This window comes from Sphingobium yanoikuyae, from assembly GCF_034424525.1.
In the GTDB taxonomy this organism is placed as follows: domain Bacteria; phylum Pseudomonadota; class Alphaproteobacteria; order Sphingomonadales; family Sphingomonadaceae; genus Sphingobium; species Sphingobium yanoikuyae.
Genome location: NZ_CP139980.1, coordinates 28,340 through 51,555, shown reverse-complemented (window position 1 = coordinate 51,555; position 23,216 = coordinate 28,340). Strand labels below are relative to the sequence as shown.

Here is a 23,216-nt window from a genome sequence, read left to right as displayed (position 1 = left end):
CGTTTCGCGCCCAGCTCTATCTTTCTTCATAGTGCAAGCGTGAACGAACAAGGTTAATTACGATTTAAGAACGCCCGTAGTAGCGCGGATTTACGGCTGCTTTTGGATCGCCGTTACCTCGCCGGCGTTGCCCGTCAACATAAGGTCAAAATCGACCTTATCGCCAACCTTCACTGCATCTGTGATCGCCGGGGCAGCCTTGAACGCCATTGTCATTGCCGGCCATTTGGCTTCGGGGATGGCGCCATGATCGAGTGTGATCGTGCCCGCAGACTTGTCGATCGCGGTGACCGTGCCGTGTCCCTTCACCTTGATTGCAGTGGCAGCCGACGGCTCCATCGCCATATTTGCCATGTTGCCGCTCATAGCGGTGGCGGGTTCTGCCTTGTTGGTCTCGACCGCAACGGGCGGTTCGGCTTTTTTCCCGCAAGCGACGGTCAGTGCCGCGAGGCCGAGGGCAAAGGTCAGTCGTCCGTAGTTCATGGTCTTCTCCTTTATAATGAAACGTGTTGGTCATTGGGATTCATCTTCGGCCGCCGAAGCAGCAGATAGGCGGCAGGCAGGACGAACATCGACAACAGCGGCGCGGTCAGCATGCCGCCTATCATCGGCGCGGCGATCCGGCTCATGACTTCGGATCCGGCGCCCGATCCCAGCAGGATCGGCAAGAGGGCAGCGAGGATCACGGCGACCGTCATCGCCTTGGGCCGAACGCGGAGCAGTGCGCCTTCGCGCACTGCCGTCTCGACCTCGGCGACATCCGGATCGGTGCGCTCTTCCAAGGCGTTCTTCAGGTAGATCAGCATCACGACGCCGAATTCGGCGGAGACGCCAGCGAGCGCGATGAAACCTACCCCGGTGGCGACCGACTGGTTGAAGCCGAGCAGATAGGGGTCGGTTCCGGCTGAGGGCGGAATGACACCCTAAGCGCCGGCGTCCTTGGGCCAAAGGTACTCGCCAGTGAGGAGGATGTGTGCCCATCCGAGCGGCGAAATATGGGCGAGAAGATGGTCGGGGGTATCGAGCCCTTCGCGGCGCCGGGCCTCAACGGCATGGCCAAGGTGCAGGGTGTTCCAGTAGACGATGATGGCGGTGAGCAGGTTGAGGCCGGCGATCCGGTAATGCTGACCCTCCGTCGTGCGGTCGCGGATTTCGCCCTGACGGCCGATGCGCAGGGCATTTTTCAGCGCATGATGTGCCTCGCCTTTGTTGAGGCCGACCTGTGCACGGCGCTGCATGCCGACGTCGAGTATCCATTCGATGATGAACAGCGTCCGCTCGATCCGGCCCACCTCGCGCAGCGCGGAGGCAAGATCGTTCTGGCGCGGATAGGAGGCGAGCTTGCGCAAGATGCTGCTCGGCGCGACCTGTCCAGCGCTCATGGTGGCGGCGCAGCGGAACAGATCGGGCCAGTTGGAAACGATCAGCGCCTCACGCGCCTTGCCGCCCACCAGCGGGCGCAATTCGCTCGGCGTCGCGGCAGGGTCGAACACGTACAGTCGTTTGGATGGGAGGTCGCGGATGCGCAGTACAAGGCGGCAGCCGAGCATCGCGCTGATCCCGAACAGATGATCGGTGAACCCGCCAGTGTCGGCGTACTGCTCTTCGATCCGTCGCCCTGCCTCATTCATCGTCAGCCCGTCGAGTAGATAAGGTGCTTCGCTGACCGTGGCTGGAATGGTCCGCGATGCAAACGGCGCGAAGCGGTCGTTGACGTGGGTATAGGCCTTGATGCCGGGATCGTTGCCGTAGCGGGCGTTGATCGTATTCATCGCTTCGCCCTGCCGTGCGGCGGGGAAGAACTGGCCATCGGCCGATGCGGATCTGCCCATACCCCAGACCTGGGCCATCGGCAGCGCCCCTTGCGCCGCGACCACGTTGGCCAGCGCCTGGTCGATCGCCTCGCTTTCGACGTGCCAGCGAGCGAGACGGGAGAGTTGCCAATAGTCGTGAGTGTTGGAAGCCTCTGCCATCTTACGCAGACCCAAATTCAGGCCCTCGGCAAGCAGGACGTTGAGCAGGCCGATTCGGTCGCCGCATGGCACGCCGGTGCGCAGATGCGTGAAGGCATCAGTGAAACCCAGCGCGGTATCGACTTCGAGCAGCAGATCGGTGATGCGGACGGGCGGCAGCCGGCGATACAGATCAAGCACCAGATCCTCGATCCCATCCGGCGCGTCAGCGGTGAGCCGATCAATGCGCAGCGTGCCGTCCTCGATGCTGCCTTTCGGAATTGTACCGCTGCGCGCGGCGCGACCGAGCCGGGCAAGGCCATCAGCGAGACGCACTTTGCGGTCAGCCAGCCAGACATGCGGGTCGGACGGGACCGCCAGCTTCGCGGCATGCGCGACCGCCATCGGCAAGAGGACGTGGCGCAGGTCACCATATCGATGCGAGCGGTCGAGCCATATGTCGCCCGAGCGCAGCGCGTCGCGCAGGTGAAACATGACCGCGACTTCCCGGAGGCGGGCATCATCATCGCCCTTCGCCCGCAACTGTCGCCGCCATTTGGAATGCGGGCGCAAGAAATCGTCGGCCGCCGGAACTGCGCCCTTGGTAGCGATGACGGTAGCCGCGTCCAGCAAAGGCCGTGCAACCGCCGCAGCTTTGAGGTCGAGGCATCGCAGCATGCGCGGGGCATACCGACGGAAGCGGTGATACCCCTGATCAACATAGGCCAGCGGATCATCGCCCAAGGTGTCCGTCAACGTCTTGGCCGTAGCGACGAGGCTGGTGAGCCGTTCCCATCCCGCCCCGCCCGCGACCGCATCTTCCAGCGACGCGCCGTCGCCATCCGCTTCGAGCAATGATTGACCGAGTGCAGTGAAGCCGTTCAAAGTCGCAGTGGTAGCGCCTCTGGTTTCTACGACCCGCGCGTCATGCAGTTGCTTCGCGTCGCGCCAGGTGCGGCCAACGATCCGGTCATGTGTTTCGATCACCGCATCCGCAGTCGCCGTGGCCCATTCAATGACGCAGACCGCCATGATAGCGCGGCGCCGATCGGCGCCGAGGTCGCGCAGGCCATCGGCGAAGTAGCGCTCGCCCTGCCGGCGTAGCCGGGCGACGCGATGCGGTGGAACACCGGCAAGTATACCATCATTGAGGTTCATCGCGCGCAGGAACTCGAGCCGGTCGAGCAGCCGGTTCGCCGCGGCGGAGTTGTTGCCCGGCTCAATCCGGCGCAGCCAGATGAAGCGGCTGATCGCCCCCGGCAGCATCTCGGTAGTCAGTCGGTCGAGCCCATCACAGGCGACGGGATCGAGACGGGCCGCGATCCGCTTCTCGATCCGACGTTCGGCGGCGACGAGCGCGTCCGCGCACAAACGCTCGATTGTCGTGATCGCCGGCAGGATGGTCATGGTTTCACGGCAGCGGGCAATGAAGCGCCGGGCAAGGTCGTCGTTTGCGCGTGCCTGCTCGGCTTCGGCGAGAAGCCAATCGCGGAAAGCCCTGGCATACGGTCCCCGTCCGGGGAACATTCTGTATCCGTAGATACGGCGCAGCGCCTCCATGTGCTGGTGGCGGGTTTGGCGTCGAACGGCATAGGCCGCGAGCGTCTCGCCAGCGATGCCAAGCTGGGCGCCTAGAAAGGCAGATACAGTGTGGGGGATCAGTTCGCCGGGAGCAAGGGTCCGGCCTGGATATCGCAGCGCGCACAACTGCAGGGCGAACCCGATGCGGTTCTCCGGTCGGCGACGCCGGTCGATATGAATCAGGTCATCGTCTGCCAGAATATAATGGCGCAGCAGCGCCGCTTCGTCAGTCGGTAGGTCGAGTAGGGCCGAACGCTGTCGGGCGCTGAGGATATGGCGTCTCGGCATGCACGGCTTGTCCCCATTGAACAGAAGTCTGTTTTGGACAACACTGACCCCACGCAAATCAAGGCTTTTCGAGGCCTAATTCCAGAAGGGTTCAATTGGGACAGCGCGCCGCCATCTACGCCAGGGTTTCGACAGCCGACCAGTCGTGCGAACGGCAGCTCCGCGACCTGGCCGGCTTTGCCGAGCGTGGCGGCTATGAAGTGGTCGAGGTCTTCCGCGAAACCGCGTCGGGCATGAAGGCAAACCGTTCGGCGCGGGCTGAGGTGATGAAGCTGGCGCAGGCACGCCATATCGATGCGATCCTCGTTACCGAACTCAGTCGCTGGGGGCGTTCGACCCAGGACCTGCTCGATACACTCAACCGGCTGTCGGGCTGGCGCGTGTCGGTGGTCGCGATGAGCGGCATGACGTTCGAGGTCGATACGCCGCATGGGCGGATGATGGCGACGATGCTCGCAGGTATAGCCCAGTTTGAGCGCGACATGCTGAGCGAGCGGGTCCGCTCTGGCCTTGCTGCAGCGCGGGCACGTGGCCGCAAACTCGGCCGGCAACTGGGGGAGCGACCCAAGTCGGACCGCCTCGCGCCCAAAGTGTTGGCGCATATCGCCGAGGGGCGGAGCTATCGCTGGATCGCTCGCGACCTGGGACTCAGCAAGAACACGGTCGCCGGGATCGTGGCTCGCGCACGGGGTAACGTGAGCCCTGATGTCACGGTGACGACATGACCGGGGCGTCTGGACGGCTGCGTCCCGATCCCCGGCGCAAGGCGCGGTTTCGCGAAATCGCCCGAGGCATTGTCGCCAAGGATCGCTACAATCGGAAGTACGGGATCGCCGTCGACACTGCTGGCGCCATCGCGCAGGCGCTAGAGCGCGCGTACCGCGATGGAGTCCGGGACGACCCGGCCGCAGCCGTTCAAGCGCCCGAACAGGATGATGCCGGCCCGCTGGAATGGGCGTTGATCCCACCACGACCGCGAGATGCCTTCTGGAGTATCTGCCTATACACCCTGGGCCGCGATACCGATCTCCCACGTGACGGCCATCTCGCTCCGGCTATTACCGAACGCGGAACGCCCGGATGGACACTCGTGGCAGGAGGGTACACCCCTGACAGGGTGATCAGCGATAGGAGCATTGGCCCGCTTGTCCGCCTCGGCCTTATCGCGCTCGCAGTCGATTTACCGGTTCGCATGATCGTAACCGCACAGGGGAAGGAAACATGGGCTCTCTTCTGCCAGCGCGGTGGGATGTACCCTGAGGATCTCACTGACATTTGATCCATTTGATCGACATCCATCCGGCGGAATGGTGAAGGGCAGCATCCGCCCCGTTGCAGACGTTCCCAATGGTCGTCATCCCGGCGCATGCCGGGACCGTGGGCTGTCTTTAGAAGCAGCCTCACGTCCGGGCGCCCTGGCGATAGCTATCGCCTCAAGACTTGCCCACGGTCCCGGCATGCGCCGGGATGACGGATGACCGCGCCCCACCCCAAATCAGCCGTCACCCTGAACTTGTTTCAGGGTCCATCAATCCGAAAGCCCAGTTTATGATCGGCCAACCGAGATGGCGGCACGAGCCACCACGCTCCGGCACCAATCGCCCGATGGATCCTGAAACAAGTTCAGGATGACGCAAGGCGGGGGCGCGATGTCCGCTCCCCACCCCTTCTTGCCGTTTCGCTTAGGGTGTCATTTCGCCCTCAGCCGGAACCGACCCCTTGCGGCCCTCCCATATCGGCGCCCGCAAGGTTGAACATGCCGTTGAACGCATATCGCTAGCCTCTGCTGGCATTGTACCGGATTTGTTCGCCCTTAGCGTGCAGAAACGTCACTTTCGTGTAGTCACCCCAAAGATCCCAGCTGTGGGTGGATGACCCGCTCGGAATTATGACGAAAAGGTGCTTGCTAGGCAGATCGTCGCCAAACGCGCTGGCAGGCACCTACACCGATCCTCGCAGCGATGGAGGTGCGACTCGGCTTGGTACAATCGTGCGGCTAGAGCATCGCCCTCATCAGCGCCGGCTCAAAGGCACCCCAAGAAACCGCAATGAGCGTGAGCACGGTTGCCATCATCAGCATCAAAACCCTTGGAGTGCGCAGCCAAAGACCAACGTGCGGGGCTCCGCACCCGCAGGCCTTTTGGCGCTGACGGATGACCACGAGCCAGCTGATAATCAGCATGAGCACGGATAGGCCAGCCATGGGCCAGCGGAGCGGTCCTATAGCTGTCAGGACGCTTCCGAAACCGGTGCTGAGGCCGAGACCGGCTAGTGCCATCGGGAGAATGCAGCACGAGCACGCCGCCAGCACCGCGCCAACGCTGCTCAACATGCTCATCAACGTAGTTTTGGCGCCACCCGGGGGCATCGCCTCTCTTGGCACCCCAGGAAGCGCGACGTTTTTCTCAACTAGCATCGTTGACCCCTTACGGGCAGTGACCGCAAAAAGAGGCAACCAGCGCTCCAGCGCGGTTCTCGAACTCATCTCTCTGGCCGCTCGCCCAGCTTCGTGATCATACCATAAGCTGCGCCGACCCGAAGCCCGATCTCAGCTTCCTCATCGCCAGCCGGGCGGCCACTGACCGTCTCCAGCGCGATAAGCAGATGCTCCGCGACATCCATGCGGCCATCGGCAAAAGCCCGCTTGAACGCGGCCAGGATCAGATCGTCCAGCTCGGGCTCATTATCATTCACGTCTCACTCCTTGGATCCCCGCTCCGCCCGTTCCTTTGATCAGAGCCGCTCCAGCTCGAGCCCCCAGCGTTGTCTGCACTGCTCGAGCTTGGCGAGGACGTCAGTCCGATCCGAGCCGCCCAGATTGATGCAAGCGTACCTGTAGCTGTGGCCGTCCTGCATCTCCTCAGAGAGCGGGCGCCCTTCTTGGCCGAACAACTCTATCCTGCAGCCAGGGAATAGCGCTTCGACATCCCTGATGGTTTTTCCCCCCGGCAGGGATCTGACCACCATGTCCTCGAATGTTCGCAGCACGCAGCTGGCCGCGAACGCATATGATCCTTGGCCTCGAGACCAACGAGGCTCCACGCCCGACGCGAGGTCCAGCACGATCTGGTAGCTGGAGGCGCCGTCCACCTTCTCGTAAAGGTCCGCAAATTGCGAGGCCATTCGCGGATTCACCTCGATGATCCGGATCGCTTGGGTTTCGGGATCATACATGAACTCGATGTTGAACATCCCATCCTGATAGCCGATGCCGCGCATCAGCCGCCGGGTGATTTCGCCCATCCGTTGCTGCACTGGCTCCGGTAGAGATGAGGGGTATTCGAAGCGCTCGAAAGCGATCGTGTCTGGATACATGATCGAGTCCACGATACCCAGGATGTAGACGTGGTCCCCCCGCGCATATCCTTCCAGAGTGACCTGCACCCCGCACAGGGCTTCTTCTACCAAAAGAAGGTTAGAGCCGACGGTGTATGGCGTGTAGGCCTCAAGGATCCGCTCGAACGGCCGGAAGAACTGAGTCATTCCCGCCCATCGCGCCTGCGCGCTGGAAAGATCGTCTTGGCTGGTCACTCGACCAGCGCCAATCGAGAAAAAAGACTTAACCGGCTTCACGAATGCCGGCATTGACAGCCCAGTTGGTAGCGCCCGTAGCTGCGTGACGTCGACCTGCGCAAAGGCCGGCACAGCTTCGGGTACAAAGGCTCTCTGAGCGACGCGCGCCTGAAACTTGTGCTGGCAGAGCAGATTCACCGCTGGTTTCGGAGCCGGCAATCCAAGCCGTTCCGCAACGATGCAGGCAAGGACGCTTCCTGGATAGTCGTCGGTGCTGATGACACCCGTCACCGCCTGCCCGTCCACGCTGGCGAGGATGACCTCCACCTCTTCAAGAGGGTCTCGGATGTGACCGGCTGCCTCACCCGCACCCACCATGTATTCGAGCTCGATGCTCGCATATTCATGGCGGAGAACCGTCAGCTCGCCCTGATCAAAGCGCGCCAATTCCCTGTCATCGCGCATGCTTGGACAGATGAGCAGGAACAAACCTGAACGGGATGAGGAGCTGATTGCCGCCTCAGCACCGATTCTGTCATCCGCAAGGACGCTATTCGTCTCCATCAAGAAAGCACCACTTACCCTGTCGCAAGGTTGAAGGAGCTCGCATGGCGAGCCTCGTGCGTAGCCGAGGCGCCAGGCGCCCCGGCGAGACATTCTACCGAATGTAAGCGTCCCAGCTGTCGTAATGCTCTTTGCTGCGTCGGCCGAACGGAAGAGCCAGGAAAGCAAGAGCGAGCGCCAGCGCGATGCTCAGGCCCGACTCCAGAAGGCCCGCTGTTCCATACTTCATCGGCGCCGCCAGGAGCCAAGCTGCGAGCGGCAGGATCAGAAAGCGCAGCGGCCGAGCCACCTCGGCCATTGCGATCACGGCGACGGTTATCACGAGCGCCCCGATCACATGATGATAGTTCGCGATCCCGCCACTGCTGCCAAGCAGCGGCCGCGTCAGCATCAGGAAGGCCCCTATGCCGACGCAGGCGAGCAGCGTCCAAGGGACAGTCACGCCTCTGGTTGCATCGGCCACGAGCATTCTGGGCTGTGCCAGCGTGTCCACCTGGTATTCGGAGCCGCCGTCGATCGCGTCACCCTTGAAGAAGGTGCGAATGAGTGGCTTCCCGCGCCGACGCGACCACCTCAGGAACTGGAACATCGCGACGACCTCATCGAGCATGAACGGGATCATGATCAGCATGGCGAGCGCGGCGAGGAGCGCCAACGTGCTCCAGGTGCCAAGGAGGACCGGCTGGATGATGATGAAGTAGATACTCGTCACGCCCAGCGGGACAACGAGAATTGCGAGAAAGCTCACCATCCAGGGCATGGTCCGCCACCGGTCCCGTGTACCCATTACGGCCATCAGAATCTCGAGCAGGTAGCTCACAGCGCCAAGCCCAGCGTCGGGTATCGGCCAAGCCTCAGACACGTAGGAGGTGATGATCTCCTCCGTCCCGTTCCGGGGATCAGCCGCCGATCCCATGAAGAATGGCTCCCAAGCATAATCGATGTGACCGAACTGGTAAGCCGTGAGGTGCCTGGAGATGAGGAGGCCCAGCAGGCCCATCACTGCAATCGGCAGCCTCTGCGCCGCTGTGGACGGGGAATAGGTCCACCCAGGCGGGATGACCTTTCGGTCCATCATGCCGTCCATGCTCATGCCCGGCATCATCGGCACCAGGATTGAGAAGGCGATCACGAAGGTGCCGACGATCATGTCATTGAGGTAGACGGCCGGGCTCGGCGCCCAGAAGATGAGCGGCGCAAAGAACAGCCAGAGCCCGGCGAACGTGCTCGCCCACTGTCCGAACCACGCCGTCCTGCTTGAGAGCGAAAGACCGCCAAACAGCACGATCAGCAGGCCCGTAACCACGTCACTGATCGCGAGTGCCGTGCTGCGCCACTCGATCGATGGCAGGCCCCGCCCTGCGGTGACCGCCTGGACCGCGTCGGGCACCGAGTTGGCGTCCGCTATCCCAAAAACGAATGGGCTCGTGGCAAGCCACAGACCCAGGCCCATCGTGGCATAGTGCGCCCAGTTCGCACGTTGCTCGTCCCGGTCCATGAGCGCCATGAGATCGCAGCCCGCAAGCGGATCACCATTGTCGTTGTCGTGCTGGTGGTGTTGGTTGCCTTGGTGGTGGTGGTGCTCACCCTCAGCTGACGCCTTGACCACACCGTCAGAGTTCGCACTGTCCCCCTCTTTCGTAGCGGCGTTTTCCTCCCAAGCTACAACCGCTGGGTTGAGCTTATTGCTCTTGTACCAGCCGACAGGGTCGCTCTTGAGCTTCTCGACGATCTTTGGAAGCGTCTCACGCAGGGAGCGACGCGGGCTCCAATCCAGCAGAGTCTGTGCGCGGGAGATGTCGAGGATGTAGTGAGCGTCGGCCGCGTCGATCATCCAGGGCTTCACAAAGCTCTCGTCGCCGAGCACCTCCTCCTGCATCCATGCTCCAAGCTTGGCGACCGGTTTTGGGATCCGAACCGTGGTCCAGTCCTTCTGATGGATGGCCTGGTGAACGATGTCCTGGATCTCATCATATCCAAGGGCGTCTGGCTCCCCTACGAGCAACGGCAGCTCCGGGGGCAGCTCACCGCGACGCGCGACGAGCTTTGAGAATGCCTCGGTCAGGTCATCGAGGTGGATGGAAGACTGCGCGGCGCAGAGCATCCCCGGATAGAGGTGCGCCTTCATCCGGTGTTCGTAGACCCCCGCGATCTGCTCCGCTAGAAACGCCGAGTGGCCCATGTCGTCGTAGACGCCAGCGATGCGGAGGAACACGACGGGAATGTCGCCGTGGATCTCCCGGAGCATCGCCTCTGTGCGGAGCTTTGAATCCGGGTATGGCCAGGAATGGCCAATCGGCGAATCCTCGTTGATCCGCTCGTCCGGTCTCGGAGTGGGCCGGTGCACCAGCATCGTGCTGGCGAACACGAATTGCTCAACCTCGAAGCTCTTCAGACCCTCAATCAGTCGGCGCGTGCCCTGTACCGTAACCTTGTCGTAGAGCGGGTTCGGCTCCCCCGTGATGTCATAATATGCGGCCAGATGGATGACGGAGGCGATGCGGTTGCCGAAGCGCTCACGGACCGTCTCGAGCCCAGCCGTTACCGCTTCATCGCTACTGAGATCGAAGTCCACCGCGTGCGCCGGAGCGGGAGGATCAGGCGGGCCGGCCCGGTCAAGGCCGACCAGCGTGTATTCCTCGGCCAGCCTTCGTATGATCGCACTTCCGATGAACCCGCTGGCGCCCGTGATCAGCACCACATCTTCTTTGGCCATCGCATCGCTCCCTTATTGGTTGAAAGTTCCCCCCCTCCCCCGCGAGAGATTGATCAGCCGGAGCCCGCCCGAAGGTATTTCACGAGAGCTGCCAGCCCTAGGATCAGGACGGCTACGACGAGGAGCCAGACAACTCCCATGCCGATCATCATCGCGGCTCCACCGCAGTCCATCATCATGTTCAGCTCCTACGTTCGAGGCTGGAAATTCCCGCTTGCTGGTTATGTCATCTGCGGCTTGGCAGCCGACGCGACGTCGGGCTGCTTTTGATCCACGGCCTCACGCATGAACTGCTTCACGCCGAGGAGCTTGTAGATCGCAGGGAGAACGAAGAGGGACAGGAGGGGCGCCGTGATCATGCCGCCCACCATCGGAGCCGCCAGACGCTGCATGATCTCAGAGCCGGTGCCCTCGCCGATGAGCAGCGGAAAAAGACCAGCGAGGATGACCGCAGCCGTCATCGCCTTCGGCCTCACCCGTAAGACCGCGCCTTCCATCAGCGCGTCCTCGAGATCCTCGGTTTTCGAGAACTTGCCGGCCTCAATCCGCTCCTCGATCGCCTTGTCGAGGTAGACCAGCATGATAACCCCAAACTCCGCAGCAAGCCCGGCAAGAGCGATGAAGCCGACCGCTGTTGCCACGGAGATCGCGTGACCCATCAGGTAGATGAGCCAGACTCCGCCAATGAGCGCGAACGGAAGCGCGAGGAGGACGATGAGCGGCTCACGCACTCGCTTGAAGGCGAGGTACAGGAGCAGGAAGATTACGCCGATGGTCAGCGGCACGATCACGGCCAACCTCTTGGAAGCACGCTCGGCATATTCGAACTGACCTGACCAGGTGATCGAATAGCCCGGAGGCATCGACACCTCTCGAGCGACCTTCTGGCGCGCTTCATTCACAAACCCGACAATGTCGCGGTCGCGAACGTCGACGTAGACCCAAGCGGAGGGCCGCGCGTTCTCGCTCTTTACCATCACCGGACCGTCGGCGATCTGCACGCTTGCCACGGCACCCAGCGGCACGATTCCGCCTGTCGGAGCGACAATCGGCAGACTGCGCAGAGCCTCGACGCTGCCGCGCATCTCGCGCGGGAAGCGCACGTTGATCGGGAAGCGAGCAAGCCCCTCGATCTTCTCATCCACCGACATGCCGCCAACCGCACCGGCAGCCGTGTTCTGCACGTCCTCAATGGACAGCCCGTATCGAGCAGCGGCCAGGCGATCGACCTTGATGTCGATGTAGCGGCCGCCGAGGATCCGATCCGAGATAGCGGAGGTTGTGCCGGGAACGGTCTTCACCACCTGCGCGATTTTAGCTCCGAGCCGATCGAGCGTGGCGAGATCAGCTCCGCTCACCTTCACGCCAACGGGGCTCTTGATGCCCGTCGCGAGCATGTCGATCCTGTTCCGGATCGGCGGCACGAAGACATTGGCCAGGCCAGGCACCTTCACGCGTGAATCGAGCTCGGCGATCAACTTCTCCATCGTCATCCCTTCACGCCACTCGCTCTGAGGCTTGAGCTGGATAACCGTTTCGAACATTTCGATCGGCGCAGGGTCGGTTGCGGTCTCGGCGCGGCCCGCCTTGCCGAACACCGTCTTCACCTCCGGGACCGTCTTGATCATGCGGTTTGTGATCTGAAGGAGCTCAGAGGCTTTGGACGCAGACAGGCCTGGAAGCGCCGTCGGCATGTAAAGGAGGTCGCCCTCCGCCAGCGCGGGCATGAACTCCCCGCCGAGGCGAGAAAGCGGCCACGCCGTCAGAAGAAGCGCCCCGATAGCAAGACCAAGGACGAGCTTGGGCCACTTCATGACCCAGACAAGGGCGGGCCTGTACGCCGCGATCAGCCAGCGATTGATTGGGTTCTTCTCTTCGGGGCGAATCTTGCCTTTGATGAACATGATCATCAGGACCGGGATGAGCGTGACGGAGAGCCCAGCGGCCGCCGCCATTGAGTAAGTCTTGGTGAGCGCAAGAGGCGTGAAGAGCCTGCCCTCCTGAGCCTCCAGGGAGAAGACCGGCAGGAACGAGAGCGTGATGATCAAGAGGGAAAAGAACAACGCCGGCCCGACCTCAACGGCCGCGTCCACCAGCGTTCGCTTGCGCAACTCCTCGGTCATGCCCCCATGCTCGTGCTCAGCGTGCTCGAGCTTCTTGTGAGCATTCTCGATCATCACCACGGCCGCATCGACCATGGCGCCGATCGCCAGCGCGATACCTCCAAGCGAAAGGATGTTCGCGTTAACCCCCTGATAGTACATCACGATGAACGCGGCGACGATTCCTAGGGGGAGCGTCAGGATTGCCACCAGTGCCGAGCGCAGGTGTAAGAGGAACACCACGCACACGAGCGCAACGACGATGAACTCTTCGACAAGCTTATGAGAAAGGTTCTCGATCGCGCGTTCGATGAGCGATGACCGGTCGTAGACCGTCACCACCTCAACGCCCTTGGGAAGAGCCATCTTGAGTTCCTCGAGCTTCTCCTTGACCGCCTCGATTACCGACCTCGTGTCGGCTCCTGCACGAACGACGATCACACCGCCGGCGACTTCTCCCTGGCCATTGAGTTCGGCGATGCCGCGCCGGAATTCGGGAACGATCTGGACGCGCGCAACGTCACCGATCGTGACCGGAACGCCGCCGGCGCTCACCTTCAGAGGTATGTTTCGGAAATCGTCGAGGCTCTGCAGATAGCCACCGACACGGATCATGTACTCGGCTTCCGCACGCTCAATAACCGAGCCGCCAGTCTCGTTATTTGCCGTTTGCAGCGCTTCCATCACGTCGCTGACGGACACTCGATATAGCTGAAGCTTCTCGGGATTGACCTCGACCTGGAACGCGCGGACCATGCCGCCAACGCTGGCGACCTCGGCAACGCCGGGGACTTCCTTGAGTTGGTATCGCAGAAACCAATCCTGCAGCGCACGAAGCTGACCAAGATCGTTGCCACCGGTGCGGTCGACGAGCGCGTACTGGTAAGCCCAGCCGACGCCCGTCGCATCAGGGCCAAGTGCCGGTGTAACCCCCGGCGGCAGCCGGCCCGCCGCCTGGTTCAAATATTCGAGAACCCTCGAGCGAGCCCAGTAGAGGTCGGTCCCGTCCTCGAAGATGATTGTGACAAACGAGTCTCCGAACATGGAAAAGGCGCGGACTGCCTTCACTTTGGGCGCCGACAGCATCGTAGTCGCGATCGGGTAGGTAACCTGCGCCTCCACAATCTGGGGCGCCTGCCCTGGATAGGGCGTACGGATGATGACCTGGACGTCGGAGAGGTCGGGGATAGCATCGAGCGGAGTCCGGCTCACCGTGTACAACCCGGCAGCCGTGATGAAGGCGGCCGCAAGAAGAACGAGCAGCCGGTTCGCCGCCGACCATCGAATGATCCGCTCGATCATTGCGCCGCCTCCGGAGCGATGCGCTCGATCACGGGCGTTTGACCCTGCTGTGGCCTCTGAAAGGCGAACATCACTCGTTCGCCAGCCTTACGGCCGCGCAGCAGCGAACGGTCCTTCACGGGGAAGGTCATCGTCATGGCCGGCCAGTTGATCGCCGCCAACGGCTCGTGAGCGAGAGTGATACGGCCACCTGCCGCGTCCACCGTCTTCACGACTCCGCGACCCTGGATAAGCTCGTCTTGCCGCTGCTGTTGCGCGGCAGGCGATTGGCCTCGCGATAGACGTTCGACAATGCCGGCGAGTGAGGCCTCGGAGTCGATCAGGAACTGACCAGAAACAACGACAATGTCGTTGAGGTTGAGCCCCCTGCGGATCTCGGTTCGGTCGCCAACCGTGCGCCCAAGCTCAACTTCGACCGGAATGAAGCCGCCATTCCGCTGCACGATAACAACGTTGCGCCTTCCGGTGGAGATAACGGCCTCGGACGGCACGACGAGACCGCCTGTTGCCGCACCACCGATGGTGAGGTTGGCGAACATGCCGATCTTCAGCCGGCCGCCCGGGTTGGGCAGCGTGACACGAACTCGAGCAGTACGCGCTTCGGGATCGAGCGTCGGGAAGATGTAGTCGATCCGGCCCTGAACCGTCTCGCCGCCATAGGCAGGAAACGAGATCTCCGCCGGCTGTCCGATGCGGATCTGGCCCAGCGACACTTCCGGAACCTCGGCCACAACCCACACTTGCGAGAGATCCGCCAAGGTGATGATCGACTGTCCGGGCTCCACCCGCGCACCCGGCCGCGCGCCTATGGCGGTCACGATCCCGGACCGAGGAGCGAACACTCCGTACGTGCGCTGAGGGCGCCCGCCCCGATCCAGGTTGCGAATGGCCGCCTCCGGCAGGCCAAGCAGCTGCAACCTCTGGCGCGCTGCACCGCGCAGGCCCGGCGTAATCGTCGAACGGCGTATCTTCAAAAGGGCGGCATACTCATGCTGAGCGCCAAGCAGCTCCGGCGAATAGACGCTCGCGACCCGAGTCCCTCTGCCGACCTGTTCCCCGACAGCGCGGACGCTGAGCTGCTCGACGAAGCCGGGGGTTAGGGTCTGGACCTCGACAATGCGGCGCTCGTCAGTCTCAACGCGCCCGACCACCGCAATCGCCGCCGCCAGATTGTCGAAGGTTACTCGCGCAGTGCGGACGCCGAGGTTCTGTTGCACCTGTGGCGAGATCTGAATGCCGGCGCCGCCGCCCTCCTCAGCATATTTCGGCTGAAGGTCCATGTTCATCGACGACTTGCCGGGCGCGTTGTAGCGCTCCATCGGCAGCATCGGATCGAACCAGTAGAGAACGGTTTTGCCGGAGCCGTCCTGCACGACGCCGTTGACGAGCTCGCCCTTCGCGGCGCCCGCTCCAGCGTCGCCATCTCCTGATAAAACAGCATAGCCGACGCCCGCTCCAGCGAGAGCAAGCGCGACACTGCCGGCGAGGATTTTCTTATTCCTGGATGTCCCCAGCCCCGTGCGGACAACGAGCAGTCTTTCCTTGATGGTCATCGCGCGACATCCTGCGTGAGGTAAATGAGCTCGGCGGCCGCGCGAGCGCGTCGCCCCTGCTGCTCGATCGCTTGAATGTGAGTTTCGACGTACCGGCGGACGATGAAGAGCGGCATCTCGAGAGTCGCCTGACCCGCTCCATAGCGAGCTTCTGCCGCCTCGAATGAAGCCTCAAGAGACGGAATCGCCTGGCTGGTGATGATCGACAGCTGCGCCTCGGCGCTCTTGTAGTCGGCCAATGCGTCGCCATAGGTGCCGCTCAGCTCGCGTTGCGCATCCTGCGCTCGGAGCCGAGCAGCATCAGCGCGAGCCGAAGCCTCGGCGATCCGCCGGTTCTGCAATCGGTTTTTGTTGATCTGGAGCGGGATACTGACGGTGGCCGACAGCATATCGCCATAATCGGGACGGTAGCCGTACATGACTGACCAGCTGAGGTTGGGCTTCCGGTCCGCTCTGGCGACGTCCACAGCCCTCTGCGCCGCCCGCTCCTGGGCCTCCGCGACGAGTACATGCGGATGCTGCGCAAGGTCAGCCTGGCTGACCTTCGGCGCTTCAAGCGCAGGAACGGTGTCTGGCAGCGGGCGCTGCGCAGCAGCGCCTATCCACCGCGCCATCTCAGCCCGGGCTCGCGCCTCCTGTCCACGCGCATCCTCTTGCATCGCCTTGGCAAGCGCGACTTCCGCCTGCGCCTGGAGCGCAAGAGAGGGCGTGGAAGATCCCGTTGGAATGCCGGCTTCCATGATCTGGCGACCGACGTCGAGATCGTTGATCAGGCGGTCCAACAATCGCTGTTTGGCTCGTGCTTCCACGGCGTTGATCCAAGCGACCATGACGTCCCGCTGAATGTGCCGCTCCTGCGCACTCGCCTGCGTCCGACTGACAACTGCCTCTGCGGTGAGCCTCGCAGCCTCGGCTTGACGTCTGGAGCGGCGAACCTGCTCCCGCATCACACCGATCGTGTACATTGTCATGTCGTCGCGAGTGGGGTTGAACGCCATGTTCCCGGTCACCGGTAAGTTCTGGATTCCGGCGGTGATCGTCGGATCAGGCAATGTGCCTGCCGCAATCGCAGCCTGTTCCGAGGCTACCGCTTCGCGCTCAAACGCGCCCAGGGTCGGCTGATCACCACTCGCCAGTGCCGCAGCCTCCTTGAGACTAAGCGTCGGTCCGGCAGCAGGAGAAGTCGCGGGCTGTTCCGTCGCCGTGGCATGATGTGCCTGCGCTAAGGCAGGCGCGGGCGCCGCCAGAATGGTAAGAGGCACGACGCTCGCCGCTGTGAGATGCCGAGCAACATTTGCTCGCCAATTAGCCAGGCGCGCGCCCTGATCGTGCGCCCGCTCCCCGCGCCCCGTGATGGTGCTGAACATATGTGAATTCCTAGGATCAGGCGGGTGCGGTCGCACGGACGCGACCGCACCTCATCCGTCACTGCTTTGAGATCGACGTCAGCGTCGTCGCGCCATCACCCTTGGTGAAAGCGAATGACACACGGTCACCGGGCTTGATGCCATTCGCCAGCGCCGGATCGGCGGCCGTGAAGGTCATCTCCATAGCCGGCCAGCCGATCGACTTGATCTCCTCATGGGCGATCGTCACGTCGCTTCCGGAGATGCTTTTCACAGTGCCGGTGCCGGAGTGCGACTCGCTGGCGCTCGCCGCCGGAGCTGCTCCAGCGGTCGCAGCATTTTCGCTGGTGCCGCTCCTGCTCGCGTCCTCGGCGCCGCAGGCAGCAAGCGTAACAAGCGTGGCGAGCACGCCCGCCTTCATAATCATGTTCATGTTCGTACTTTCTTCGCGTCCTACGCAGTTCGCGTCGGCAGGTCCGAGCATAATGCTCGGCCGCAGGAGACGCGCTCTACGCGTTGGTCTTCGACACAGCGAAAGAGGCGCTGGTCACCGCGCAGCATCGCCGCGCAGACACTGATCAGGCGAAGAAAGCTCGTGGAGGAGGATCGTCCGTGGACAGGATGATCGACGGCAAGCTGCCAGGCTCCGGCTGCGCGTTGAGAAGCGCAACGGGTTCTACCGCGTCCTCATCGAGATCTGCTGCCGGCATGACGGCTGCTGGTGCAGGAGTTGCACACTCAGGCGTGCAGCAGCCCATCTTCTCGTGGTCAGGGGCCATTCCGGCGGCCGCGCCGGCCATTGTACAGCTTACCGACGGCGCGGCTCTCGCCGCACCGGGGCTGCCGATGAGCGACAGCGCTATAAGAATGGCCACGATGAGCTTCATCACGATCCTAATACACATATGCTGGGCATCAAGGAAGGCCGCGCCCCGTGTGACCGCCGAGGTCGGCGAGCACCCATGGCGAGGACAAGTTCATCTGCTGCCTAAAGCATTCCCCCTTTGTAGACTCAGATCCACGAAAGAGGTTTCCACTTTCGCGATTTCTCCCCTTATATGATCCTTCCCACCGTTGGAAGGTCAAGCGCTATTTCGTTGCAGCGACCACAAATCTCGCTTGCCGTCGGAAGCCAGCGCCCACCACTACCGCCAGTCACCGGCGCCTGCGCCGTGTCCTATTCGTTGATGGAGCCCGTGTGGATGACCTGCGGGACAGAGATTTCGAAGCAGCCCCAACTCGCGCGGGAACGGACAAATGACGCTGCAGCCCGCTGTCGGCTGCGGAAAGCACCGCTTTGAGCCTCCTCCCTAGGAGCGGCTTTCCCAAGGCTGCGATAACGCCTCCGCACGTGAACGAATGTCGCAGCAACGTCCCGCCGTGCACCGCCTCAACTGTATAAGCCTCTTCCAAGTCGAAGAGTCTTCCAACCCCGAATTCCCATGCCAGCCGGCGGGGCTCCTCGTGCGCAGTTATCAAAGCCGGAGTCCAAAGCCGCTTGCGCCCGTAGCTCCCGAACGACCAATCGATGTCGAGCCCCGCGCCTGGTGTCCCCCGCACGGCGATGAACGGGTTCCACTCAGGATAACGCGTGAAGTCGACAAGAGCGTGCCACACCCTGTTTGGGGAAGCCGCGATGTCCACCTCCGTCTTGATGTGCAACATACCTTCTCCGGATTGGCGATGTCTGCTGATTACCCTAAGGGCCGAAAGTCCCCGCCGCTTGGGGCGGCGGCGGGGACTTGGCCATCCCAGAGAGGTCATGGGACGGCCCTGCTCCCGTGAAACAGGCGGGAGGCAGCTCAGGATCGCAGGTCTGTGGCCCGTGCCTTTACGGATTCTCCTCGTCGCAGCGGCTCACCCGCTCCAGGTACCGCTCAGCAAGCTCGTAATGCGCCGCCACCACTGCAGCGTGGTTGGCGCGCTGAGCCCACGCGAGCTCTTGCTCGGCCCGTGCCTGAAAGTATTCGATGTCATCCAGCTGAGCGCCCAGCGGTCTGTTGAGGGGCGGGGCTGCCCCATCCTCGGAATACGACAGACGCTTGTCTGCTTCGCCGGCTTCCACCGGACCACCCAGCAAAAAACCGAAGCTCTTCGTCATTGGATTCTCCACCGGAGGCGAGCGCCACCACCCTTCTTCGCTCGTCCGAACCATCGTTTTTCGGTCTTCATGCGAGCACGCTACCGTTTGCCACGGTGGCAAGGTCAAGCACCGTTTCGCGGTCTTTTGCGCTGCCGTTCACCTCATCCGAATAGCGGCGCCAAAGGGGCTCGGCGGATCCGGACAGGCATTGGACGGGGGCTATCTCTCGACGCTTCGGACGAAGTTCTGTTCGGCCGCTTGACCTTCCCACCGTGGCAAGCGGTACGGGCCCGACCTCCCTACGAAACCTGCGGACGAGAATTTCGATGATGCCGCTGAAATTACGTACGTTCTCCCCAGCCCCGTTTCGGGTGCACACCGAACTCTCATCAATGCCGCCCGGGTCGCCAGCAGGGCACTCGGCAGCGTCACGAAACGCACGCCTTGGCCTTACCGGAGCCTTGCAGATCGCGGCCATCGGCGTGCTGACCACCGCGACGCCCGCCGCATCGCACTCGCTTCAGGAGGTTGAGCAGCAGCTCTTCAAGCGAGAACGCTACTTCCAGTCGGTTAACCAGCCGGCTCCCGAGTTCACCCTGCGAGACGCTGCGGGAAGGGTGCACCGCCTCCGCGATTACCGAGGCAAGGTCGTCATCCTCAACTTCATCTACACGAAGTGCCCAGACGTCTGCCCCCTCCATTCGGAGAAGATCGCACAGATCCAGAAGCAGACGAACATCTCCCCGATGAAGGACCAGGTCGCCTTCCTCACGATCAGCACAGACCCAAGAAACGACACCCCTAAGGTGATGAAGGAGTTCGGCGGTCAGCACGGACTGGATCCTGCAAACTGGACCTTTCTCACCACGCTGCCCTCGCAGCCGATCGGCACAACGCGGCAGTTAGCCGCCGCCTACGGCCTCAAGTTCACCACCATGCCCGACGGCATGCAGATGCATGGCGCCGTGACACACCTGATCGACCAGGAAGGCAGGCTGCGCGCGCGCTTCCACAGCCTGCGGTTCTCTCCCGTCAACGTCACGATCTTTGCGAACGCGCTCGTCAACAAAGCGCATACCCCGCACCCCCACGGCACAGAGGCGCTCACCCTTTGGGAGAGACTGAAGCTTTGGTTTTCCTCCTGGTGGGCATGAGCGTCAGCGGCGGCCGGCTTTCCACCACAGGTGATCCGAGGAGACTCTAATGGCTGATCATTCAAGCCACGCAGGGCACATGGCCGTAAACGGTGACCGCAAAGCCCTGGTGATCTCCGGTGTCCTCACCGGCATCTACTTCGTCGTCGAGCTCGGCATTGGCATCTGGACCGGCTCTGTCGCAGTCACCTCAGATGCTTTTCACACGTTCTCGGCTGTCGGAGGCGTCCTGATCGCGCTCGTTGCGCAGCGGCTCGGTGAGCGAGGCGCAACACCGACGCACACCTTCGGATGGGGCCGCGCCGAAATCCTCGGAGCCCTGTTCAACGGAATCTTCCTGTTCGTCATGGCGGGCTACGTCATCTGGATGGGCGCAACGCGCCTTCAGGATCCGATCGAGCTCGAGACGACCCCCATGCTCCTGGCTGCCAGCGGCGGGATCGTGACGGAGGTGATCTCGTTCTGGCTTCTATATCGGCGCCAGAAGGGCAACCTCAACATGAAGGGTGCCTTCTGGCACATCCTTCAGACGTTCGTCGGCAGCCTCATCGTGGTGGTCTCGGCACTGGTGATCCGCTTCACCGGGTTTCTGGAGATCGACCCACTGCTCGGAATCCTATTCGGCTTCGTTCTTTTCTGGGCTTCGTGGCGGATCATGAGCGCCTCGCTCCGGATACTGCTTCAAAGCACCCCCGAGGATTTCGACCTCCAGGCGGGCATCCAAGCGCTGCGAGCCATCGACGGGGTCAGCGACGTCCACCACGTCCATGCTTGGAGCCTCGCCTCAGGCAAGAACGTGCTGTCGGGCCACATCATTGTGCGAGACTTCAGCTCCGATGGAGAGCGAGTTCTGAGCCAAGCCGGGGAGCTGCTGAAGCGAGATCATGACATCTACTTCTCCACCTTGCAGGTGGAGAGCCAGCGAGCCTCGGTCGAGGAAGGCGCTGAGGAGATCGACGTCTCGCAAACCACATAGCTTAACGCCGGTGCGAACGAGGCGTCGCCAAAAGCCCGGGAGCTCAGGGCGACGCCCGCCGCAGCTATCCTTTGCGCGTCCCGCCGAACGAGAGCAACGCAATCAGAGCAAAAGCGCCGAAGCACACTGCCAGGAACACGATCGAGAACCAGCCGAGCGCATGATGATCGAACCAGCCGAGCACCAGTCCGACGACCATGACAATGGCGGCTCCAACTACCAGCCACATCGCGACGTCGCCGAGGCCTCGCCGCGCTTTCGGTGGGGTCAGATCACCTCCGTGTCCGATCTCCTGCTCGTCCCTCGGGACAGGAAACGGATGCCCTGACTGGTCAAGTCTGTACTTCATCGGGTGTCCTCTCTCTTGATGAGGACGACTTGATGCGGCTTGCCACCGTTGGAGGGTCAAGAGGTGTCGCGGGCGGCTATGGCCACAGTCCGGCATGGCGCTGCAGCAGCGGTTTCGCCGAAACCTCAGACGCGCCTCTTTTGAGCTTGACCTTCCCACGATTGGAAGCCGGATAAGCTCAGCGAATCATTCACAAAGGAGATTCGCCGACCGACCTCAGGACCAGCTTCGACGACCCCAGGGTCGCTGCTGGACTACGCGTAGTTTTCGGTCGTCGCTTATATCAGACGATGCATTTTGAGCACCTCTCCAACGTAGAAAGAACATGGCAGGTCAGCCGCCGAGGCTTCATGCTTGGCGCGACCGCTACCGCAGCAGCGGCCGTCACGGGCTGCTCCCGGGTCGCCGCTCGGGCGGGCGATATCCAGCTGGCCGCCAAGGCGGGTCGCGCTCGCTTGCTGTCCGACTCGACCGTGAGCACCGCCGTATTCGGCTACGGCGGTCAGGTACCCGGGCGAGAGCTCCGGCTTCGCCAGGGCGATCGGCTAAGGGTCAGCGTCAAAAACGAGCTCCAGGAGGAAACGACCGTACACTGGCACGGCATTCGCCTGCCAAACGCGATGGACGGAGTTCCCCACCTTACTCAGAAGCCGATCAAGCCGGGGGAGACTTTCCTCTACGACTTTGTTGCGCCCGATGCTGGCACCTACTGGTACCACCCTCACCATAACAGCTCACAGCAAGTCGGACGCGGCCTCTATGGCCCTCTCATCGTAGAAGAAGCCGAGCCCATCAAGGTGGACCGGGATATCACCTGGCTCCTCGGCGATTGGCGCCTTCTCGAGGATGGGCAGATCAGCGATGACTTCGGCAACATGCATGACAGCATGCACGCCGGCCGCGTTGGCAATACGATCACCATCAACGGACGCGCTCCGCAGCCTCTCGCGGTCCGAACGGGCGAGCGCGTCAGGCTGCGGCTGATCAACGCAGCAAACGCCCGCATCTTCGGCCTGAAGTTTGCGGGCCACAGCCCCAAGATTGTCGCTCTGGACGGGCAACCGGTCACCCCTCATGAGCCGAGCGGATCGGTTCTCGTTGGTCCAGCCATGCGGGTCGATCTCATCATCGACATGGTCGGCGACCCAAGCTTGAAGTTCGCTGTGGAAGACACCTTCTACAAGGGTCTCGAGTACACGCTCACGACCTTGGAGTACGGCCCCAATCCGCTGCGGCAGGCCCTACTCACGACGCCCATCGCATTGCCTCCCAATCGCATCGCCGAGCCGCACCTGAGAGCGGCAACGCGCCACGAGATCACCTTCAGCGGCGGCATGGGCGGCGGAATGGGAATGATGGGCGGCGGCATGATGGGCGGCGGCATGGGCATGATGGGAGGCATGAGCTGGGCCATCAACGGCGTCTCGGCGACGAGCCATACTCATGAGCCGATGCTCACGTTCGCCAGGGGGAAAACCGTCGTTCTCAACCTCAACAACGACACGGCCTGGTGGCACCCGATCCACCTCCACGGCCACAGCTTCCGCGTCATCTCGCGGAATGGAAAACCTACGGCTCACCGCGAGTGGCAAGACACCGTGCTCATGCCGCCGCGCGAGACGGCGGAAATCGCATTCGTTGCCGACAACCCTGGCGACTGGATGTTCCACTGCCACGTCCTCGAACACCAGGCCGCCGGCATGATGGCGAACCTGCGCGTCGCCTGAACACACTGCA

The 23,216-nt window shown here is 62.5% G+C and carries 17 protein-coding genes and 1 pseudogene; 4 read left to right on the top strand and 14 right to left on the bottom strand.

From position 1 onward, the window contains the following. Positions 1–90 precede the first annotated feature (90 nt). The 3 genes and pseudogenes from U0025_RS24295 to U0025_RS24285 form a co-directional block, all read right to left on the bottom strand. Entirely contained in the window at positions 91–483 is a 393-nt protein-coding gene (locus tag U0025_RS24295) for a copper-binding protein (protein ID WP_004213013.1), read from the bottom strand. An 11-nt stretch (positions 484–494) separates the two neighbouring features. Continuing rightward, a pseudogene (locus U0025_RS24290) lies at positions 495–890 on the bottom strand (efflux RND transporter permease subunit); the annotation flags it as partial. Between the two features lie 33 nt (positions 891–923). Continuing rightward, positions 924–3,821, bottom strand: a complete 2,898-nt coding sequence (locus U0025_RS24285; RefSeq protein ID WP_004213009.1) for a Tn3 family transposase — start codon at positions 3,819–3,821, stop codon at positions 924–926. A 95-nt stretch (positions 3,822–3,916) separates the two neighbouring features. Here U0025_RS24285 and U0025_RS24280 point away from each other — a divergent pair, with 95 nt between their 5' ends. Further along, the gene (locus U0025_RS24280) at positions 3,917–4,546 is read left to right on the top strand and encodes a recombinase family protein (protein ID WP_004213007.1); all 630 of its coding nucleotides are present in this window, start codon (positions 3,917–3,919) and stop codon (positions 4,544–4,546) included. Between the two features lie 1,756 nt (positions 4,547–6,302). Here U0025_RS24280 and U0025_RS24275 read toward each other — a convergent pair. The 10 genes from U0025_RS24275 to U0025_RS24235 form a co-directional block, all read right to left on the bottom strand. After that, on the bottom strand, positions 6,303–6,515 hold the full coding sequence (locus tag U0025_RS24275) for a hypothetical protein (RefSeq protein WP_004213002.1): 213 nt from the start codon (positions 6,513–6,515) through the stop codon (positions 6,303–6,305). Between the two features lie 39 nt (positions 6,516–6,554). After that, positions 6,555–7,898, bottom strand: coding sequence for an ATP-grasp domain-containing protein (locus U0025_RS24270; protein WP_185706805.1), 1,344 nt, complete (start codon positions 7,896–7,898; stop codon positions 6,555–6,557). 94 nt (positions 7,899–7,992) lie between these two features. Continuing rightward, positions 7,993–10,614: an NAD-dependent epimerase/dehydratase family protein gene (locus U0025_RS24265; RefSeq protein ID WP_004212999.1), complete on the bottom strand. Its 2,622-nt coding sequence runs from the start codon at positions 10,612–10,614 to the stop codon at positions 7,993–7,995. Between the two features lie 221 nt (positions 10,615–10,835). Next, positions 10,836–14,018 (bottom strand): efflux RND transporter permease subunit, encoded by a 3,183-nt coding sequence (locus U0025_RS24260; protein ID WP_004212996.1) that lies wholly within the window; start codon positions 14,016–14,018, stop codon positions 10,836–10,838. Beyond that, entirely contained in the window at positions 14,015–15,571 is a 1,557-nt protein-coding gene (locus U0025_RS24255) for an efflux RND transporter periplasmic adaptor subunit (protein WP_004212995.1), read from the bottom strand. Before U0025_RS24255 ends, U0025_RS24260 begins: the two co-directional genes overlap by 4 nt. Next, entirely contained in the window at positions 15,568–16,938 is a 1,371-nt protein-coding gene (locus tag U0025_RS24250; protein WP_004212993.1) for a TolC family protein, read from the bottom strand. The genes U0025_RS24255 and U0025_RS24250 overlap by 4 nt, the downstream gene beginning before the upstream one ends. Before the next feature lie 58 nt (positions 16,939–16,996). Next, on the bottom strand, positions 16,997–17,350 hold the full coding sequence (locus U0025_RS24245; protein WP_157225237.1) for a copper-binding protein: 354 nt from the start codon (positions 17,348–17,350) through the stop codon (positions 16,997–16,999). Positions 17,351–17,495: 145 nt separating this feature from the next. Next, on the bottom strand, positions 17,496–17,804 hold the full coding sequence (locus tag U0025_RS24240) for a hypothetical protein (protein ID WP_125458963.1): 309 nt from the start codon (positions 17,802–17,804) through the stop codon (positions 17,496–17,498). Between the two features lie 268 nt (positions 17,805–18,072). Beyond that, positions 18,073–18,582: an SRPBCC domain-containing protein gene (locus tag U0025_RS26150; RefSeq protein ID WP_051156941.1), complete on the bottom strand. Its 510-nt coding sequence runs from the start codon at positions 18,580–18,582 to the stop codon at positions 18,073–18,075. Between the two features lie 166 nt (positions 18,583–18,748). Next, a complete protein-coding gene (locus tag U0025_RS24235; RefSeq protein ID WP_004212990.1) occupies positions 18,749–19,018 on the bottom strand; it encodes a hypothetical protein in 270 nt (89 codons plus the stop codon). Between the two features lie 308 nt (positions 19,019–19,326). Between U0025_RS24235 and U0025_RS24230 the strand changes: the two genes are divergently transcribed. Then, positions 19,327–20,154, top strand: a complete 828-nt coding sequence (locus U0025_RS24230; RefSeq protein ID WP_004212988.1) for an SCO family protein — start codon at positions 19,327–19,329, stop codon at positions 20,152–20,154. A 49-nt stretch (positions 20,155–20,203) separates the two neighbouring features. Next, positions 20,204–21,130, top strand: coding sequence for a cation diffusion facilitator family transporter (locus tag U0025_RS24225; RefSeq protein ID WP_004212987.1), 927 nt, complete (start codon positions 20,204–20,206; stop codon positions 21,128–21,130). 64 nt (positions 21,131–21,194) lie between these two features. Here U0025_RS24225 and U0025_RS24220 read toward each other — a convergent pair whose 3' ends face one another. Then, on the bottom strand, positions 21,195–21,479 hold the full coding sequence (locus U0025_RS24220; protein WP_004212986.1) for a hypothetical protein: 285 nt from the start codon (positions 21,477–21,479) through the stop codon (positions 21,195–21,197). A 290-nt stretch (positions 21,480–21,769) separates the two neighbouring features. On the opposite strand from U0025_RS24220, the gene U0025_RS24215 reads away from it, so the two are divergent. Continuing rightward, complete coding sequence (locus U0025_RS24215) at positions 21,770–23,206, top strand: multicopper oxidase family protein (RefSeq protein ID WP_037491563.1); 1,437 nt, start codon at positions 21,770–21,772, stop codon at positions 23,204–23,206. Positions 23,207–23,216: the final 10 nt, after the last annotated feature.

Bases quoted from the DNA above. Each gene is read 5' to 3' on its own strand.
- U0025_RS24295 (WP_004213013.1), bottom strand. From the start codon at position 483: ATGAACTACGGACGACTGACCTTTGCCCTCGGCCTCGCGGCACTGACC.
- U0025_RS24285 (WP_004213009.1), bottom strand. From the start codon at position 3,821: ATGCCGAGACGCCATATCCTCAGCGCCCGACAGCGTTCGGCCCTACTC.
- U0025_RS24270 (WP_185706805.1), bottom strand. From the start codon at position 7,898: ATGGAGACGAATAGCGTCCTTGCGGATGACAGAATCGGTGCTGAGGCG.
- U0025_RS24265 (WP_004212999.1), bottom strand. From the start codon at position 10,614: ATGGCCAAAGAAGATGTGGTGCTGATCACGGGCGCCAGCGGGTTCATC.
- U0025_RS24260 (WP_004212996.1), bottom strand. From the start codon at position 14,018: ATGATCGAGCGGATCATTCGATGGTCGGCGGCGAACCGGCTGCTCGTT.
- U0025_RS24255 (WP_004212995.1), bottom strand. From the start codon at position 15,571: ATGACCATCAAGGAAAGACTGCTCGTTGTCCGCACGGGGCTGGGGACA.
- U0025_RS24250 (WP_004212993.1), bottom strand. From the start codon at position 16,938: ATGTTCAGCACCATCACGGGGCGCGGGGAGCGGGCGCACGATCAGGGC.
- U0025_RS24245 (WP_157225237.1), bottom strand. From the start codon at position 17,350: ATGAACATGATTATGAAGGCGGGCGTGCTCGCCACGCTTGTTACGCTT.
- U0025_RS24240 (WP_125458963.1), bottom strand. From the start codon at position 17,804: ATGAAGCTCATCGTGGCCATTCTTATAGCGCTGTCGCTCATCGGCAGC.
- U0025_RS26150 (WP_051156941.1), bottom strand. From the start codon at position 18,582: ATGTTGCACATCAAGACGGAGGTGGACATCGCGGCTTCCCCAAACAGG.
- U0025_RS24235 (WP_004212990.1), bottom strand. From the start codon at position 19,018: ATGACGAAGAGCTTCGGTTTTTTGCTGGGTGGTCCGGTGGAAGCCGGC.
- U0025_RS24230 (WP_004212988.1), top strand. From the start codon at position 19,327: ATGATGCCGCTGAAATTACGTACGTTCTCCCCAGCCCCGTTTCGGGTG.
- U0025_RS24225 (WP_004212987.1), top strand. From the start codon at position 20,204: ATGGCTGATCATTCAAGCCACGCAGGGCACATGGCCGTAAACGGTGAC.
- U0025_RS24220 (WP_004212986.1), bottom strand. From the start codon at position 21,479: ATGAAGTACAGACTTGACCAGTCAGGGCATCCGTTTCCTGTCCCGAGG.
- U0025_RS24215 (WP_037491563.1), top strand. From the start codon at position 21,770: ATGCATTTTGAGCACCTCTCCAACGTAGAAAGAACATGGCAGGTCAGC.